16 protein-coding genes and 5 tRNA genes are annotated in these 15987 nt (G+C 44.5%); 19 read left to right on the top strand and 2 right to left on the bottom strand.

Features of this window, described 5'->3' with window-relative positions; translation table 11 throughout:
* Positions 1–100: 100 nt before the first annotated feature.
* The 6 genes from NL930_RS11410 (at position 101) to NL930_RS11385 (ending at position 9602) form a co-directional block, all read left to right on the top strand.
* On the top strand, positions 101–1003 hold the full coding sequence (locus tag NL930_RS11410; RefSeq protein WP_041962930.1) for a branched-chain amino acid ABC transporter permease: 903 nt from the start codon (positions 101–103) through the stop codon (positions 1001–1003).
* Positions 1003–1950 (top strand): branched-chain amino acid ABC transporter permease, encoded by a 948-nt coding sequence (locus tag NL930_RS11405; protein WP_254376746.1) that lies wholly within the window; start codon positions 1003–1005, stop codon positions 1948–1950. Before NL930_RS11410 ends, NL930_RS11405 begins: the two co-directional genes overlap by 1 nt.
* Positions 1947–2729, top strand: coding sequence for an ABC transporter ATP-binding protein (locus NL930_RS11400; protein WP_039672115.1), 783 nt, complete (start codon positions 1947–1949; stop codon positions 2727–2729). Before NL930_RS11405 ends, NL930_RS11400 begins: the two co-directional genes overlap by 4 nt.
* Positions 2722–3438: an ABC transporter ATP-binding protein gene (locus NL930_RS11395; protein WP_039672116.1), complete on the top strand. Its 717-nt coding sequence runs from the start codon at positions 2722–2724 to the stop codon at positions 3436–3438. The genes NL930_RS11400 and NL930_RS11395 overlap by 8 nt, the downstream gene beginning before the upstream one ends.
* Positions 3439–3592: 154 nt before the next feature.
* Entirely contained in the window at positions 3593–7189 is a 3597-nt protein-coding gene (locus NL930_RS11390) for a bifunctional proline dehydrogenase/L-glutamate gamma-semialdehyde dehydrogenase (protein ID WP_254376745.1), read from the top strand.
* 268 nt (positions 7190–7457) lie between these two features.
* Entirely contained in the window at positions 7458–9602 is a 2145-nt protein-coding gene (locus tag NL930_RS11385) for a bifunctional diguanylate cyclase/phosphodiesterase (protein WP_254376744.1), read from the top strand.
* Positions 9603–9694: 92 nt separating this feature from the next.
* Here the strand turns inward: NL930_RS11385 and NL930_RS11380 are convergent, their stop codons facing one another.
* Positions 9695–9916 carry a hypothetical protein gene (locus tag NL930_RS11380; RefSeq protein WP_039672117.1) on the bottom strand — a complete coding sequence of 74 codons (222 nt, stop codon included), beginning with the start codon at positions 9914–9916 and terminating at the stop codon, positions 9695–9697.
* A 57-nt stretch (positions 9917–9973) separates the two neighbouring features.
* A complete protein-coding gene (locus tag NL930_RS11375) occupies positions 9974–10717 on the bottom strand; it encodes a YaaA family protein (RefSeq protein ID WP_254376743.1) in 744 nt (247 codons plus the stop codon).
* A gap of 100 nt (positions 10718–10817) precedes the next feature.
* Between NL930_RS11375 and NL930_RS11370 the strand changes: the two genes are divergently transcribed.
* The 13 genes from NL930_RS11370 to rplL all read left to right on the top strand — a co-directional run bounded on the left by NL930_RS11370 (position 10818) and on the right by rplL (position 15928).
* Positions 10818–10893, top strand: a tRNA-Thr gene (locus tag NL930_RS11370).
* Between the two features lie 49 nt (positions 10894–10942).
* A tRNA-Tyr gene (locus tag NL930_RS11365) sits at positions 10943–11027 on the top strand.
* 3 nt (positions 11028–11030) lie between these two features.
* Positions 11031–11107, top strand: a tRNA-Gly gene (locus tag NL930_RS11360).
* A gap of 149 nt (positions 11108–11256) precedes the next feature.
* Positions 11257–11331: transfer RNA gene (locus NL930_RS11355), tRNA-Thr, on the top strand.
* Positions 11332–11403: 72 nt separating this feature from the next.
* Positions 11404–12603, top strand: coding sequence for an elongation factor Tu (tuf, locus tag NL930_RS11350; RefSeq protein ID WP_039672119.1), 1200 nt, complete (start codon positions 11404–11406; stop codon positions 12601–12603).
* Positions 12604–12659: 56 nt separating this feature from the next.
* Positions 12660–12818 carry a 50S ribosomal protein L33 gene (rpmG, locus tag NL930_RS11345; protein ID WP_039672120.1) on the top strand — a complete coding sequence of 53 codons (159 nt, stop codon included), beginning with the start codon at positions 12660–12662 and terminating at the stop codon, positions 12816–12818.
* Between the two features lie 29 nt (positions 12819–12847).
* Positions 12848–12923: transfer RNA gene (locus tag NL930_RS11340), tRNA-Trp, on the top strand.
* Between the two features lie 17 nt (positions 12924–12940).
* Entirely contained in the window at positions 12941–13120 is a 180-nt protein-coding gene (gene secE, locus NL930_RS11335; RefSeq protein WP_082006872.1) for a preprotein translocase subunit SecE, read from the top strand.
* 9 nt (positions 13121–13129) lie between these two features.
* Positions 13130–13660, top strand: a complete 531-nt coding sequence (gene nusG / locus NL930_RS11330) for a transcription termination/antitermination protein NusG (RefSeq protein ID WP_039672121.1) — start codon at positions 13130–13132, stop codon at positions 13658–13660.
* Positions 13661–13676: 16 nt separating this feature from the next.
* Positions 13677–14102, top strand: a complete 426-nt coding sequence (gene rplK / locus NL930_RS11325; protein WP_039672122.1) for a 50S ribosomal protein L11 — start codon at positions 13677–13679, stop codon at positions 14100–14102.
* 59 nt (positions 14103–14161) lie between these two features.
* Positions 14162–14866 carry a 50S ribosomal protein L1 gene (gene rplA / locus NL930_RS11320; protein ID WP_039672123.1) on the top strand — a complete coding sequence of 235 codons (705 nt, stop codon included), beginning with the start codon at positions 14162–14164 and terminating at the stop codon, positions 14864–14866.
* 112 nt (positions 14867–14978) lie between these two features.
* Positions 14979–15461 carry a 50S ribosomal protein L10 gene (gene rplJ / locus NL930_RS11315; protein ID WP_039672124.1) on the top strand — a complete coding sequence of 161 codons (483 nt, stop codon included), beginning with the start codon at positions 14979–14981 and terminating at the stop codon, positions 15459–15461.
* Between the two features lie 92 nt (positions 15462–15553).
* The gene (gene rplL / locus NL930_RS11310) at positions 15554–15928 is read left to right on the top strand and encodes a 50S ribosomal protein L7/L12 (RefSeq protein WP_039672125.1); all 375 of its coding nucleotides are present in this window, start codon (positions 15554–15556) and stop codon (positions 15926–15928) included.
* Positions 15929–15987: the final 59 nt, after the last annotated feature.

Here is a 15987-nt window from a genome sequence, read left to right as displayed (position 1 = left end):
GGGTTTTTTCGATTAAACCTTGCATTTTCGGCACTTTTGCTTCGTGCAAACGCGTGTTTTGTACGAAGTTTCATACTGTGAAAAGGATAGAGTAACGTCCATGGATATTTTTCTTCAACAAATGGTCAACGGTTTAACGATCGGAAGCTTATACGCTTTAGTCGCTTTAGGGTATACGATGGTGTACGGGGTGATGCGTCTCATCAACTTTGCGCACGGTGACCTCGTTGCCTTTTCGGCTTTTGTCGGTTTGAGCGTTTACGGTTCGCTCTTTTCGGAAGGAACGACGTCGCTTTTAGCGGTGGTGTCGGTATTTCTTTTAAGTGCGTTGGTCGTCGCGTTCGTGGGCGTTTTACTCGAACGCTTGGCGTATCGGCCTTTGCGAACGGCTCCGAGGCTAAGTGCCGTTGTTTCGGCTCTCGGCGCGGGTTTAGTGATCCAAAATTCCGTGATGTTAATTTGGGGACCCAATATGAAGATTTTCCCGACCGACTTTTTTCCCTCGACGCTTTGGAGCGTAGGCGGAATCGTCATTACATTTACGCAAGTGATGATTTTGAGCCTCTCCTCGGTTTTAATGGTCGGACTGTACTTCTTTATCAATCAAACTAAAATCGGAACGGCGATTCGTGCGGTTGCTATCGATCAGGACGCGGCTAAATTGATGGGAATTAACGTCAATCGTATCGTTATGATTATTTTCATCATCGGCTCGGCACTCGGTGCGGTTGCGGGACTTTTTATCGGAGCGTATTACCGCGGCATTACCTTCGATATGGGATGGATGTACGGACTCAATGCGTTTGTCGCCGCCATTATGGGCGGTATCGGCAATATTCCCGGAGCTATGCTCGGAGGTCTTTTGTTAGGACTTTTCAATGCCATGATTACCGGTTATATTTCGACGCAGTGGGCAGAGACGTTTACCTTTGTTTTGTTGATCGTTATTTTGGTTTTTAGACCGACCGGAATCCTCGGCGAAAAAGTAGCGGAGAAAGTATGATGAATAAAACCAGTCTGATCGCTCTTTTACTTTTAGGGTTCGCGGGCTTGTATCCGCTCTTTGTCGATTCGGCGTGGTTAGCCGTCGGAACGACCTTTTTGGTGTTCGCCTGCGTCGCATTTTCGCAAGATATTATCTTAGGACGGGCGGGCGTTTTTCACATGGGACACGCCATGTTTTTCGGTTTGGGTGCGTATACGACCGCGATTTTGAACGTGCAGTTCGGATGGGCGATTTTAGCGACGTGGATTCCCTCGGTTGTGATTCCGATGGCATGCGCGTTTGCCTTGGTTGCGCCGATTATTCATCTCAGAGGCGATTATCTTTTGGTCGCGACGATCGGATTTAACATCATCTTTATTCAAATATTGGAAAACGACGTTTTCGGGTTGACCGGAGGTCCAAACGGACTGTTCGGAATCGACGTGGTGCGCGTTTTCGGTTACGATTTTTCAAGTCAAATTCACATGTACTATATGGCGTTTATTTTGCTCGGTATCACACTGTTTATTATGCGGAGTCTGGATCGCAGTAAGTTCGGACGCGCGATGTTTTACATTCACAAAGACGATATTGCGGCGCAAAGTATGGGAATCAGCTTGCGCTATTATAAATTGTACGCATTTATTTTGGGTGCGGGCATTGCGGGGGCTGCCGGGAGTATGTTTTCCGTGCAGTATTCCGCGGTTAGCCCCGAAGCCTTTAACGTGACGCAGTCGATTATGTTCTTTACGATCGTATTGGTCGGAGGCTCGGCATCGTTGCCCGGCGTTTTAATCGGAACGTTCGTGATGTTTGTTTTGCCCGAGGTGTTCAGGGAATTTGAAACGGCACGCTATTTGGTGTTCGGCGTCGCGATGATTTTAACGATGATTTTGAGACCTCGAGGTATTTGGCCGGTGAAATTCGGCAATATTCCAAGCTTCCTTAAAAAGGGGGCGAAATGAGCGAGTATCTTTTAGAAATTAAAAACGTCAGCAAACTTTTTTCCGGTCTCGTGGCAATCGACAACCTTTCGATGAAAGTGAAAAAAGGGCAGATTTACGGGATTATCGGTCCCAACGGAGCAGGAAAGACCACGTTGTTTAACTGTATTACGGGCATTTATACGCCCGAAATCGGACAGATTTTATGGAAAGGCAAAGACATCAAGGGCATCAGTCCGTATAAAATTGCGGGATTGGGCATTTTACGTACGTTTCAGACGATTCGGCTCTTTTCCGAAATGAGCGTTGCGGAGAATATTATGTCCGGACGCCACATCAAATCCAAACAACGCTGGTACAACGGCATCATTCCTACACCCGCGTATTTTAAAGACGAAAAATACCAATGGACGAAAGTGGGCGAGTTGATGGAGTTTTTCAATCTATCGCTCTATGCGACCACGCCCGCGGGCGATTTGTCGTACGGTATTCAACGACGTATCGAGATGGCGCGCGCTTTGGCGGCTGAGCCTGAACTTCTGATTTTGGACGAACCCGCCGCCGGACTCAACGAAAACGAGACGATCGAGTTGACCGAGATGATACGTAAAATTCAGGCAATGGGCGTGACGATCATGATGATCGAGCACGATATGGAGATGGTGATGAGCCTTAGCGAGTACATCACGGTGATCAACTTCGGTGCGAAAATCAGCGAAGGCGTCCCCTCTTTCGTGCAAGCCGATCCGAAAGTCGTCGAAGCGTACATCGGAAGCGACGAGGAGGACGAAGATGCGTGATATGCTTCTTGAAGTGAAAGACTTACATGTCAATTACGGTGCGATTGCCGCGATTAAAGGTATCGATCTTCACGTCGCGCGAGGCGAAGTCGTAACGATTTTAGGCGCGAACGGTGCCGGAAAAACGACCACGCTCCGAACGATCAGCGGCTTGCTTAAAGCCGCTTCGGGAAGCATCGTTTTTGACGGAAGGGAACTGAGCAAACTCCAAGCGCACGAAATCGTTGCGTTGGGTATGAGCCATTCGCCCGAGGGCAGGCGCGTTTTTAGTACGCTCAGCGTCGAAGAAAATTTGATGATGGGTGCTTATACGTTGAAAAAATACGATCAAGCGACCTTGGATTGGATTTACGAGATTTTGCCGCGTTTGAAAGAACGACGCAAACAGCTTGCCGGAACGCTAAGCGGCGGCGAGCAACAGATGCTTGCTATCGGTCGGGCGATCATGAGCAAGCCCAAACTTTTAATCTTGGACGAACCGAGTTTAGGGTTGGCTCCCGTTTTGGTCAAAGTGATTTTCAAGGCGATTAAAGCGATTGCTAAAAGCGGCGTGACGGTCTTGCTCGTCGAGCAAAATGCCAAAGCCGCGCTTAAACTTGCCGATCGAGGGTATGTTTTGGAATTAGGAAAGATTACGCATACGGGAAGCAGTGAAGAGCTGCTCAATTCCGAAGTCATTCAAGAAGCATATTTGGGCAAGAAGAAGTAAGGTGTCGTGACCGTCTGCTTTTGGCAGGCGGTTTTTTTTGGCCGATTTTCTTATGGTAAAAAAAGTAGTACAAATAGGAATACTAAAAATAGATTTCATACAAAATGCGTTTTGCAAGCATTAACATCAATTATAAACCGCTAAAGGAGCGAACATGCAACCAGATACCGAAGTGATTCAACGTGCTATTGCCTTGGCAGAGATATGGCAAAACCGAGCAAGCGAGCTTGTCAGTGATTTTGATCGCAATTTTGCCCTCAAGATGAACACGATGCTCAGCCATCCCAAAGACAAAGTTTTTTTAATCGAACTGATGGATCAGAGCTTTCGCAGCGCGAATCCCGCACGCGTGGCCAATCAGATCGAATACCTGTTCGACAAATACGGTATGGCGTCGTTTTTTACGACGAGCGAGCGATTTTTAGTCTTTTTATTTTTACATGCAGGGATTTATCTGCCGCAAATTTCCGTACCGCTTTTTGTGAAAAACGTTCGCGAAGATACCAAAACGGTCGTCTTAAAAGGCGAAGACGAGGCGTTGAACGCGCACCTTGAAAAACGACGTGCCGAGGGAACGCGCGTGAATATCAACTTGATCGGCGAAATCGTTTTGGGCGAAGACGAAGCGCAAGAGCGCATTGAAAAATACCTCAAAGTGCTTGAAAATCCCAACGTCGATTATATTTCCATCAAAATCTCGACGATTTTTTCGCAAATCAACGCACTTTCGTTCGAAGACACGATCGACGAACTGGTGAAACGTTTGAGCCTCATTTATGCGCAAGCAAAAAAATACAGCTTCACCAATGCCAAAGGCGAAAAAGAAAATAAATTTATCAACCTCGATATGGAAGAGTATCGCGATTTGGCGTTAACGTTCTATGCGTTTACCAAAACGCTCGAACTGCCTGAATTTCAAGATTTTTACGCGGGTATCGTTCTTCAGGCGTATTTACCCGATTCGCATTTGTGGCAACAAAAATTGGTCGAATGGGCACGTAAGCGGGTTCAAGCGGGCGGAAAACCCGTGAAGATGCGTTTGGTGAAGGGTGCGAATATGGAAATGGAAGAGACCGAAGCGGCGCTTCGCCATTGGGAGATGGTCACGCATACGAAAAAAATTGACACCGACAGCAACTACAAAATCATGGCGGAGTTTGCTTTACGTCCCGAAAATGCGCCGTTTGTCAATATCGGAATCGCTTCGCACAACCTCTTTGAGCATGCCTACGGATACGAATTGGCGAAACAATACGGTACCGGCGAATACTTTACGATGGAGATGTTGGAGGGTATGAGCGAGTCGGCACGTTTGGCGATTAAGCAAATCAGTCAAGAGATTATTTTGTACGCGCCGACGGCAAAAAAAGAGCAGTTTACCAACGCCATCGGCTATTTGGTGCGCCGTTTGGATGAAAATACGGGCACGGAAAACTTTATTCGTTACTCGTTCGGATTGAAAGTCGGCACTCCCGAATGGGAAGCGCAAAAAGAGCGTTTTATCGCTTCGTTTGAAAATGCCAAACAGGTGTTCATCGGTTCAAAACGTCGCCAAAATCGTTTGGAAGAGCAATGGAACGATTTTAAAGGCGGTAGTTTTTACACCGGAACGTTTCACGGAGAGAGCGATACGGACTTTATCTTAAGCCCCAACAAAGAGTGGGCAAAACAGATTCGAACGCGTTGGATGAAACAAGCAGCCCAGACGCTAGAGACGACGCCTGTTATCGTCGGCGGCGAAGCGTTGTGCGATCGTCCTCTCAACGACGTCATCGATAAATCGCAACTCAAAGAGGGCGTGCTTTGCGGAAGATACGCTACGGCGACGCCCGAAGATTTAAAACGTGCGGTTGAGGTTGCCGCGCAAGATGCGGACGGCTGGCGAACGCTTAGCCATGCGGCTCGCCATGAAATTTTATGCAAAGTCGCCAATAACGTACGTGCCAGACGCGGCGATTTGATCGGTGTCGCGGCGGCTGAAGTGGGTAAAGTGTTTAGCGAAACCGACGTTGAAGTCAGCGAAGCAATCGACTTTTTAGAGTTTTACCCTCACGCGGTACGTTTTTTTGAATCGTACGAAAACCTTTCCCTTCGCGGAAAAGGCGTAGGCGTTATCACGCCTCCGTGGAACTTCCCGATCGCCATTCCCACAGGCGGTATCGTTGCGGCTTTGGCGGCGGGCAATTGCGTTATCGTTAAACCTGCCAGCGCGGCGGCCTTGTGCGCGTATGAGTTGTGTCGATGTTTTTGGGATGCGGGAATCAGCCAAAATACGCTTCAATTCGTTCCGTGCTCGGGCGCATTGGCGGGTGAGAACCTCGTCAAAAACGCAAAAGTCGATTTCGTGATTTTAACGGGCGGCGAAGAGACGGCGTATGCCATGCTTAAAGACCGACCGAATCTTTTCTTAAGCGCGGAAACGGGAGGGAAAGACGCGACGATCGTTACGGCGATGGCGGATCGCGATCAGGCGATTAAAAACGTGATCCATTCGGCGTTTTCCAACAGCGGTCAAAAGTGTTCCGCAACTTCGCTTTTGGTTTTGGAAGAAGAAGTCTACCATGATCCGCATTTTAAAAAAGGGTTAATCGACGCCGCGAAAAGCTTACATGTAGGTTCCGTCTGGGATTTTAAAAATCGTTTAGGAACGCTTGCCAACCAACCAAGCGGCGCACTCAAACGTGCATTGGAGAGTTTGGAAGCCGGCGAGAGCTGGGCCTTGGCACCCGAATACGTCGAGGGTAATCCTTACATGTTAAAACCTGCGATTAAGTGGGGCGTCAAAGAGGGCAGTTTTTGCCATATGAACGAACTTTTTGGACCGGTACTGTCCGTGATGTGTGCCAAAGACCTTAAACACGCAGTCGATATCGTCAATGCGACGGGATACGGTTTGACTTCGGGGATCGAATCTTTGGATGAACGGGAAGTAGCGTATTGGAAAGCGCATCTTCAAGCGGGCAATCTTTACGTCAATCGCGGAACAACGGGTGCAATCGTGCTTCGCCAACCTTTCGGCGGTATGGGAAAATCCGCAGTAGGTGCGGGACGCAAAGCGGGTGCGTATAACTACGTGACGCTTTTTATGGACGTCGAAGAGGTCGGTACGCCGAAGATCAAAGGTGGACTCAAACACGCATGGAGCGATTTGGTCGGCGAATGGGCTCTCCAAGCCGAACACGGAACGCACGGTGCTTTTAAAGAGACGTTTGAAAAACTCTCTTTCGCTACGGCAAGCTATCTTGAAAATTATGAAGAGGTTTTCGCCAAAGAGGTCGATTTTGCCAAGGTACGAGGTGAAGACAATATCTTTAAATATTTACCCTTACGTAAAGTCGCCCTACGCGTCTGCCAAGAAGATAGCTTATTTGATGTTTTAAGTCGTATCGTAGCGGCGAAAATCGCTCAAGTACCTTTACATGTCAGTATCGCTTCGGAGGCGGAAAACAGTGTGGTTTCATTTATGTATGAAACCAAAGAGCGTTGGCTTGGTGCGCACGATACGCTCATACGCGAAAACGAAGCCGAGTTTGCGCAATGCTTCGCTTCGGTACAAAAGATTTTCTACGCCGATGCGGCACGTATTTCGCCGTTCGTATTTGAAGAAGCGGCAAAAAGTGCCACGTTTATCGTTCGGGAAAAACCGTTGATGGAAGGACGCTTGGAGTTGTTGCATTATTTTATGGAACAAAGCATTTCTCACAGTTACCACCGTTACGGCAATCTCGGCGCACGCGGCATTAAAGCGTGAAAATACCTTAGGGGCGAAACCGCCCCTTTGCGTGACATGTAGCGTCAATAAGCATCGGCATGCAAGAATCTTTTGAACCGCGTTATTCTCGAAACGGCGAAAGGTTTGAAAAGAGATACCGATTTGCTACATGTATATATAGGGATGATGTTTGATCGTCAGTATTTCAATAAAATTTTAGGATAGGTTTGTAAAATGATGTGACTAAGATGTGACGAAATGATGAAAATCGTCGGTGCATTATTTTCCCAAAGGCTATCATACAACCATGTCCATGCTATCTCAAGACCAACGCCACCTTCTGTTTGATACGATTCTTCAAAAAATCCCCGATTTTCCGTTTATGAAATGTTACGCTTCCAAAGCCTCTCCCAAATGTGCGCTTCCTGTTGTGCTAGATCATCTGGGCGAAGCGATTTTTTTAACGTATCAAGAGAGCCCTCATTTTTTATACGTGAACGAAACGGCGGCAAAAATGTTAGGGTATTTACGGGATGAGTTGACAAACGGCATGAGCCTTTTCGACATCGATCCGAGTTGGACGCCCGATATAGCCCAAAAGTTTTCTATAAAAATGGAAGCGGAAAAAACGATTCGTTTTACGACGCGCCATAAAACGAAAAACGGGCATACGATCCCGATAGACATGAGTATCAGCCGTTTTGATTTTGAAGGCAAGTCGTATCATTTAGCGGTCTGTCGAGAAATTGCCGATCAAAAAAGCTTTGTGGAAGAGATACTCGGTAAAGAGACCTGTTTTAAGTTTAAAGACGTCGTCGATAACTCTCCAAACAATATCGCATGGTACGATTCACAGTGCAGGGTTGTTTATTTGAATCATCAAATCCAAAAATATTTTGACGTGCCGATCGAAACTTTGATCGGGAAAGAGGTAAGTGTAGATACTTTCGGAGAAACGTACGCCGAGTATATCGAAAAGCTACACTCCGTTATTCAAACGGGCAAAGGGATGGAATACGACCAGACGTTTCGATTTAAAGACGAAGAGCATGTCCATCACATCCAAATGGTTCCCGAATTCGATAAATTAGGAAACGTCGTCGGCATCATCGCGATAGGGCGTGACGTGAGTATGCAAAAAAAGGCGGAAAAAAAGGTTGAATTTTTAGCCTACCACGATCACCTAACGGAACTACCCAATCGCATACGCGCAAAATTGGAAGTGGAGCAAGTCCTTTTGCATAAACCCGAAACGGAACATACTCATCAAATGGCTGTTTTATTTATCGACGTGGACGACTTTCAAACCGTCAACGACTCTTTTGGGCATGCCATCGGAGATATGCTGTTAAAAAGCGTGGCGCAAAGGCTTCAGGAAAATCTTCGGGATAACGATATTTTAGCAAGGCATAGCGGAGACGAGTTTTTGATTATTTTAAACAATATCCGTTCAAATGAAGATATTACGTCGGTATGCGAACGCATCGTGGAAAGTTTTCAAACTCCTTTAACCGTTGATACGCATCACCTTACGTCTTCCGTTTCGATCGGCGTTGCGGTTTATCCGATCGAAGGAGACGACTTTGACGCACTGGTACGAAAAGCCGACATTGCGATGCACAAAGCCAAAGAACTCGGTAAAAATATGTTTTATTTTTTCGATGCTTCCATGAACGAAGAGACGATAGAATATTTTCGAATCTTACACGATATGAAAAACGCGATCACCAATCGAGAGTTTATTTTGCATTACCAACCGCAAATCGACATTCAAAGTCAAACGATTACGGGTGCCGAGGCTCTCCTTCGATGGGTTCACCCGACGCAAGGGCTGATTGCGCCTTCTAAGTTTATACCGATTGCCGAAAATAGCGGTTTAATTATTAAAATCGGCGAATGGGTAATCAACGAGGCATGCAAACAAGCGGTACTTTGGCATCGACAGGGAATTCAAATCGTCGTGGCGGTTAATATTTCGACCGTACAGTTTAAACGAGGAAATTTAGAAGAAATTGTCAAAAAAGCACTTGCAAGCTCGGGACTTTCGCCTGAGTTCTTTGAAATTGAACTCACGGAATCCGCAATGATGTACGATACGGAAAAAATACGAACGACGATCCAAAATCTCAAAGCGATCGGGGTTAAACTTTCCATCGACGATTTTGGAACGGGATATTCGTCTTTGTCGTATCTGAAAAAATTTGCCGTAGATAAACTGAAAATCGACCAATCGTTTATTAAGAATTTATTGCACGATCAAGAAGACGCCGCCATTGTCAAGGCCGTTATCCAAATGGCAAAGAGCCTGAATCTCAAAACGATCGCCGAAGGCGTCGAAGAGGGCGAAACGTTGATAGTGTTAGGCGGACACGGATGCGATGAGGTTCAAGGATTTCATTTCGCCAAACCGATGCCGCAAGAAGAGTTTCGGATATTTGCCGAATCTTTTTAAAGAAGAGAAGGAATTCTCGGATTGTTTGGCATGTCGTCTATCCAAGAATCAAGAGCGGTATAGCTCTTTGATTCTTAGACTATTCGATCGGATTATTTGAGTTTTTCGATAATCGCTTGGTTGAGATCAAGCTTTTCTTTATTTTTCGCGACGCCGTCGGCATTTTTTGCAATATTCTCTTTATTGCGGTTAATCTCTTCGCGGTTCAGCTCGATAAGACGAGTCAGTTCATTGACGCGTTGTTCGTATTTGTTAATAAGATAGTAGATCGTATAAACCAATACGCCGATGACGATCCATTGTAAAATATCCATAGCGTCTCCTTACCTAAATGATAGATTTGCGGCTAATTGTACCTTTTTTATTCTAAATCAATCAATAATCTCGTAAACATATTCGTGTTTTAGTTTTTTACGGTGTATTTCGACGATACGAAGATGTTCAAAAGCAATCGTTTGCAGTGCCGCATCATCGACGGGTTGTTCGTAAGCAATCTGTCGTAAGACCTTACCGCGGTATGCTTTGGCAAAATGGCTTATAACCTTTCCTCCTTTGAGAAACTTCATCGTAATATAAGGTTTTTGTGGCATGTAAAACTTTTCGTAAAATCCGGCGCGTAAATCTAAGAGCGTCTCGTTCGCAATCCAATCATCAATGGCCTGTGAAAAAAAAGAATGATAAAACGTTTCGGGTTTAAAGCCCTCAAGTGATGCACCTTGATGAACTCGGTAGTTGGGAATTTCGTCTTGCGCCAAAATCGGTCCGAAAAGATTGGAAAAAATCATTACGTTTTGATCGAGAAACGTTTGGGACGAAGGATTCAAAGAAGCATAATCTAAATAATCGTAAGCGACGCCGCTATAACGTTCGATTGCTTTACATGTCGGAGCTTCGAATAAAGGTGTTTGCGTCCACTCTTTGCAAAGCGAAATATCTTTGAGTCCGAAAAGCGAACGAAGGCTTGCCTCGTTTGCGGTTTTGAGTAACGATTGATAGCGTTCTAAGACTTCCAAACGTCGTTTATAAAGATCGGGGAAGATAAAACTATCGGGATTCAAAGGGGGTGTTTTGCGAAAAAGTGTTTTTGTTTCGCTCGGTGAAAAAAGAATTTTCATGCGATAAATCTCCTCAGATAAAGATACCGATTATTTTAGCGTAGAATAGTATTGACTTTGCTTGTCAATTAAGATATACTTTCACCTCACAATCACGGGTGCTGGTGTAGCTCAGTCGGTAGAGCAACTGCCTTGTAAGCAGTAGGTCGGCGGTTCGACTCCGTTCACCAGCTCCACTTTTTTGTGAAAGACAGTGTTTGACCAGAAGTAAAATGGTATAGATACGGTGAGATACTCAAGTGGCCAACGAGGGCAGACTGTAAATCTGCTGACTATGTCTTCGAAGGTTCGAATCCTTCTCTCACCACCATTTGCGGGAGTAGCTCAGTCGGCTAGAGCATTAGCCTTCCAAGCTGGGGGTCGCGGGTTCGAGTCCCGTCTCCCGCTCCAACGATTTTGTAACATAAACTGGGAGCTGTTGAATTTCTTCTGCATTAATGCACTACAGAACAAGTTCAGTAGGCTTACCTTTCTTACGTTCTATGAAATCAGATTGTTACAGTTTTTAGATATCATGTCGGTTCCCTTTTATGTCGTCGGCTCATATGGCTCAGGGGTAGAGCACTTCCTTGGTAAGGAAGAGGTCGAGGGTTCAAGTCCCTCTATGAGCTCCATTTACTATAAAGTTTTAAAAACTTTGCAAATTGAACATGCATTAAAAACAAAAACTCATTACGGAGGAAAAAATGGCAAAAGAAAAGTTCTCTAGAACCAAGCCACACGTTAACATCGGAACTATCGGTCACGTTGACCATGGTAAAACTACGCTCACGGCAGCAATTTCAGCAGTTCTTGCAACCAAGGGTCTTGCTGATTTTAAAGATTATGATGGTATTGATAACGCTCCTGAAGAGAGAGAGCGCGGTATTACTATCGCAACCTCACACATTGAATACGAAACAGAAAATCGCCACTACGCTCACGTAGACTGCCCAGGCCACGCCGACTATGTTAAAAACATGATCACCGGTGCCGCTCAAATGGACGGCGCTATCCTTGTTGTTTCTGCAGCAGACGGCCCAATGCCGCAAACTAGAGAGCACATCCTTCTTTCTCGCCAAGTCGGTGTTCCATACATTGTTGTATTTATGAACAAAGCCGATATGGTTGACGACGAAGAATTGCTTGAGCTCGTTGAAATGGAAATTAGAGAACTTCTTAGCTCATACGACTTCCCTGGCGACGATACACCAATCGTAGCAGGTTCTGCGCTTAAAGCTCTTGAAGAAGCTAAAGCGGGTAAAGTTGATGCATGGGGTCAAAAAATTCTTGATTTGATGGCTGCCGTTGATGCTTATATCCCAACTCCAGAGCGTGAAATCGATAAAGATTTCTTGATGCCTATCGAAGACGTATTCTCAATTTCAGGTCGTGGTACCGTTGTTACGGGTAAAATCGAAAGAGGCGCCGTAAAAATCGGTGAGACTATCGAAATCGTGGGTATTAAAGATACAAAAACAACAACCGTAACCGGTGTTGAAATGTTCCGTAAAGAGATGGAACGCGGTGAAGCAGGCGATAACTGCGGTATCTTATTACGCGGTATCAAAAAAGAAGAAGTTGAGCGCGGTATGGTTCTTTGTAAACCAAAATCAATCACTCCGCACACTGATTTTGAAGCGGAAGTATACGTACTAAGCAAAGAAGAGGGCGGTAGACATACTCCATTCTTCAACAACTATAGACCACAATTCTATGTACGTACAACTGACGTAACAGGTTCTATCACATTACCTGAAGGTACTGAGATGGTTATGCCTGGCGATAACGTAAAAATCAAAGTTGCTTTGATTGCACCGATCGCTCTTGAAGAAGGTACTCGTTTTGCAATCCGTGAGGGTGGTAGAACCGTCGGTGCCGGTGTTGTTGCAAAAATTATCAAGTAAGTAAGTTTCACATGTAAGGGGAAACCCTTACATGTCAATTCGTTAAGGAAAGTCAAATGACCGTTAAAATCGGATTAAAATGTTCAGAGTGTGGTGATATTAACTACACGACGACAAAAAACAGTAAGACAAATACCGAGAAAGTAGAACTCAGTAAATATTGTCCACGTTTGAAAAAACATACCGTTCACAAAGAAGTGAAGTTAAAAAGTTAAGTCGAATTTTTTGACTTAACTTTATATGTAGGGTAGTAGCTCCAACGGTAGAGCGTCGGTCTCCAAAACCGCAGGTTGGGGGTTCGAGTCCCTCCTACCCTGCCACTAGTCGAGGTAATGCAATGGAAAAATTAAGAGCTTATTATCAATATTCTAAAGCTGAGTTGTCAAAGGTTATTTTCCCGATTAAAGAGCAGATTCGAAATGCCTTTATTTCTGTCTTTGTCGTCGTAACCGTTATATCACTTTTTTTAGCATTGATTGACGCTGTTATGTCTTTTTCTTTGTCCTCTTTAATTTAAGGAGAGAAAATGGCACATCGATGGTATGCAATTCAAACGTATGCAGGAAGTGAGCAAGCAGTTAAAAAAGGAATTATCACTCTTGTTAATGATCATGGTATTGCCGATAAGTTAGAGCAAATTCTTGTTCCGACAGAAGATGTCATTGAAGTTAAGAATGGTAAAAAAAAGATTAGTGAGCGAAGCTTGTATCCGGGTTATGCGTTTGCAAAACTCGATTTAGATACGGCACTTTGGCATTTAATCCAATCGTTGCCGAAAGTCGGACGATTTATCGGAGAGGCTAAAAAACCTACACCGTTAAGCGAAAAAGACATCGCGTTGATTTTGGAAAAAGCCGAGAAAAAAGGTGCGCCTAAGCCGAAAATTTTCTTTGAGACGGGCGAGAGCGTTAGGATCACGGAAGGTCCTTTTGCAAACTTTACCGGCTCAGTCGAAGAATACGATATGGTTCACGGCAAACTCACACTCAATGTTTCAATTTTTGGTCGAAGTACACCCGTTGAGATTCTTTATTCTCAAGTTGAAAAAATAGTTTAAGCGTAAAGGAAAAGAAATGGCAAAAAAAGTCATTGGCGAAATTAAATTACAAATTGAAGCCGCTAAAGCAAATCCATCACCACCGGTTGGTCCGGCTCTTGGTCAAAGAGGCGTAAATATTATGGAATTTTGTAAAGCATTCAATGAAAGAACAAAAGATTTAGCTGGATTTAGAATCCCTGTCGTGATTACGGTTTATGCGGATAAAAGTTTTACGTTTATCACAAAACAACCGCCTGCAACGGATCTCATTAAAAAAGCAGCCGGCATTAAAAGCGGCTCAAGTAACCCGCTTAAAAACAAAGTCGCTACTTTGACAAAAGCACAAGTTCTTGAGATCGTTGAGAAAAAAATTGCCGATCTTAATACTAACGATCGCGAGCAAGCGGCGAAAATTATTGCCGGATCTGCTAGAAGTATCGGTATTAACGTCGTCGATTGAAAACACCCCTCTACCGCTAGGGATATAATAAGCGGAAGCAAAATTATGCGGAGATAAGTATGGCAAAAAGAGTAAATAAACGTTTTCAAGAATTATTGAAAAAAGTAGATAAAGAGAAAAAATATTCCGTCGACGAAGCATTGGCAAACATTAAAAACCTTGCTTCCGCAAAATTCGACGAAACCATCGAAATTGCACTTAAACTAAACGTCGATCCAAGACACGCGGATCAAATGGTTCGCGGTTCGGTTGTTTTACCTGCGGGTACGGGTAAAACTGTTCGCGTTGCGGTTATCGCAAAAGACGAAAAAGCCGATGAAGCAAAAGCGGCAGGTGCGGATATCGTAGGAAGCGACGATTTAATCGAAGAGATTCAAGCAGGTCGTATTAATTTCGATGTTTTGATCGCTACGCCTAATATGATGGGTTTGGTCGGTAAAGTCGGCCGAATTCTAGGACCAAAAGGTATTATGCCGAATCCAAAAACCGGTACCGTTACAATGGATGTTGCCAAAGCCGTTGAAAATAATAAAGGCGGTCAAGTCAATTTCCGTGTGGACAAACAAGGAAATATCCACGCAGGTATCGGCAAAATCAGTTTTAGCGATGCGCAAATTCGTGAAAACTTCGAAGCGTTCGTAAAAGCGATTAACAAACATAAACCGGCTGCCGCAAAAGGTAAGTATATTAAGAGTGCGGCTCTTTCATTAACGATGAGCCCGTCAATGAATCTTGAAAACCAAGAGTTAATCGACCTTCGATAACTCTTCCTTAAATATCGTACGTTAATCTTTGATTGGAGATAGTAGAGGTCGCCAGACTTAATGCGGAGTGCCTCCGCCTCTACTTGAAATCGCCAGTTGGAAAGGAGAAAAATTGACAAGAACAGAGAAAGCGGAATTTATCAGTACGCTAGCTTCAGAGTTTAAAGCTTCCGACGGTTTAATTGTGTGTGACTACAAAGGTCTTAATACGAAATCCCTTGAAGCATTACGAAACAACTCAAGGCCGGAATCCGTAAAAGTAAAAGTTATCAAAAATACTTTGGCATCGATTGCTATGAAAGATGCGGGCTTAGATGGTTTGGAACTCAAAGACTCCAACATTTTTGTTTGGGGCGAAGATCAACTAGCCGTCACTAAAGTTGTTGCAAACTTTGCCAAAACGAATCCGAATTTTGTCGTGAAATTCGGTTATGCAGGCGGCGAAGTTGTTGATGCTGCTAAAGTTGAAGCACTTTCTAAAATGCCGTCTCGCAACGAGCTTATTGGAATGCTTCTATCAACTTGGATGGCACCGATTACAAACTTTACGATCGGTCTTGATGCACTTCGTGCTAAAAAACAAGAGTCAGAATAAAAAGTTTGTAAGGTATAAGCTTTACATGTAAAATGCAAGAGCGAGACTCTTGTAGAATCATTTATAACTATAAAATCATCAGGAGATTTGAAATGGCAATTTCAAAAGAAGACGTATTAGAGTATATTTCAGGTCTTAGCGTACTTGAATTAAGCCAATTGGTTAAAGATTTCGAAGAGAAATTCGGTGTATCTGCCGCTCCGGTTATGGTAGCGGGCGCTGGTGCTGCGGTTGCGGCTGAAGCGGTTGAAGAGAAAACTGAGTTTGACGTTATCCTTAAAGACGGTGGCGAGAAAAAAATCAACGCTATTAAAGTCGTAAGAGAGATTACGGGTCTTGGTCTTAAAGAGGCTAAAGACGCAGTTGAGGGCGCACCTACAACGATTAAAGAAGGCGTATCTAAACAACTTGCAGAAGAAATTAAAAAGAAACTTGAAGAAGCCGGCGCTGTCGCTGAAATCAAGTAATCTGATTTTCGAGAGAAACTTCGGTTTCTCTCATTAACTTTCCTAGGATATTTTTAGTC

The organism is Sulfurospirillum sp. hDNRA2 (genome assembly GCF_024206095.2).
Classification (GTDB): domain Bacteria; phylum Campylobacterota; class Campylobacteria; order Campylobacterales; family Sulfurospirillaceae; genus Sulfurospirillum.
This window is presented reverse-complemented; position numbering and strand designations above follow the sequence as displayed.

What these genes read in the sequence shown, in the direction of transcription:
- NL930_RS11410 (WP_041962930.1), top strand. Translation starts at nt 101, where the DNA reads ATGGATATTTTTCTTCAACAAATGGTCAACGGTTTAACGATCGGAAGC.
- NL930_RS11405 (WP_254376746.1), top strand. Translation starts at nt 1,003, where the DNA reads ATGAATAAAACCAGTCTGATCGCTCTTTTACTTTTAGGGTTCGCGGGC.
- NL930_RS11400 (WP_039672115.1), top strand. Translation starts at nt 1,947, where the DNA reads ATGAGCGAGTATCTTTTAGAAATTAAAAACGTCAGCAAACTTTTTTCC.
- NL930_RS11395 (WP_039672116.1), top strand. Translation starts at nt 2,722, where the DNA reads ATGCGTGATATGCTTCTTGAAGTGAAAGACTTACATGTCAATTACGGT.
- NL930_RS11390 (WP_254376745.1), top strand. Translation starts at nt 3,593, where the DNA reads ATGCAACCAGATACCGAAGTGATTCAACGTGCTATTGCCTTGGCAGAG.
- NL930_RS11385 (WP_254376744.1), top strand. Translation starts at nt 7,458, where the DNA reads ATGTCCATGCTATCTCAAGACCAACGCCACCTTCTGTTTGATACGATT.
- NL930_RS11380 (WP_039672117.1), bottom strand. Translation starts at nt 9,916, where the DNA reads ATGGATATTTTACAATGGATCGTCATCGGCGTATTGGTTTATACGATC.
- NL930_RS11375 (WP_254376743.1), bottom strand. Translation starts at nt 10,717, where the DNA reads ATGAAAATTCTTTTTTCACCGAGCGAAACAAAAACACTTTTTCGCAAA.
- tuf (WP_039672119.1), top strand. Translation starts at nt 11,404, where the DNA reads ATGGCAAAAGAAAAGTTCTCTAGAACCAAGCCACACGTTAACATCGGA.
- rpmG (WP_039672120.1), top strand. Translation starts at nt 12,660, where the DNA reads ATGACCGTTAAAATCGGATTAAAATGTTCAGAGTGTGGTGATATTAAC.
- secE (WP_082006872.1), top strand. Translation starts at nt 12,941, where the DNA reads ATGGAAAAATTAAGAGCTTATTATCAATATTCTAAAGCTGAGTTGTCA.
- nusG (WP_039672121.1), top strand. Translation starts at nt 13,130, where the DNA reads ATGGCACATCGATGGTATGCAATTCAAACGTATGCAGGAAGTGAGCAA.
- rplK (WP_039672122.1), top strand. Translation starts at nt 13,677, where the DNA reads ATGGCAAAAAAAGTCATTGGCGAAATTAAATTACAAATTGAAGCCGCT.
- rplA (WP_039672123.1), top strand. Translation starts at nt 14,162, where the DNA reads ATGGCAAAAAGAGTAAATAAACGTTTTCAAGAATTATTGAAAAAAGTA.
- rplL (WP_039672125.1), top strand. Translation starts at nt 15,554, where the DNA reads ATGGCAATTTCAAAAGAAGACGTATTAGAGTATATTTCAGGTCTTAGC.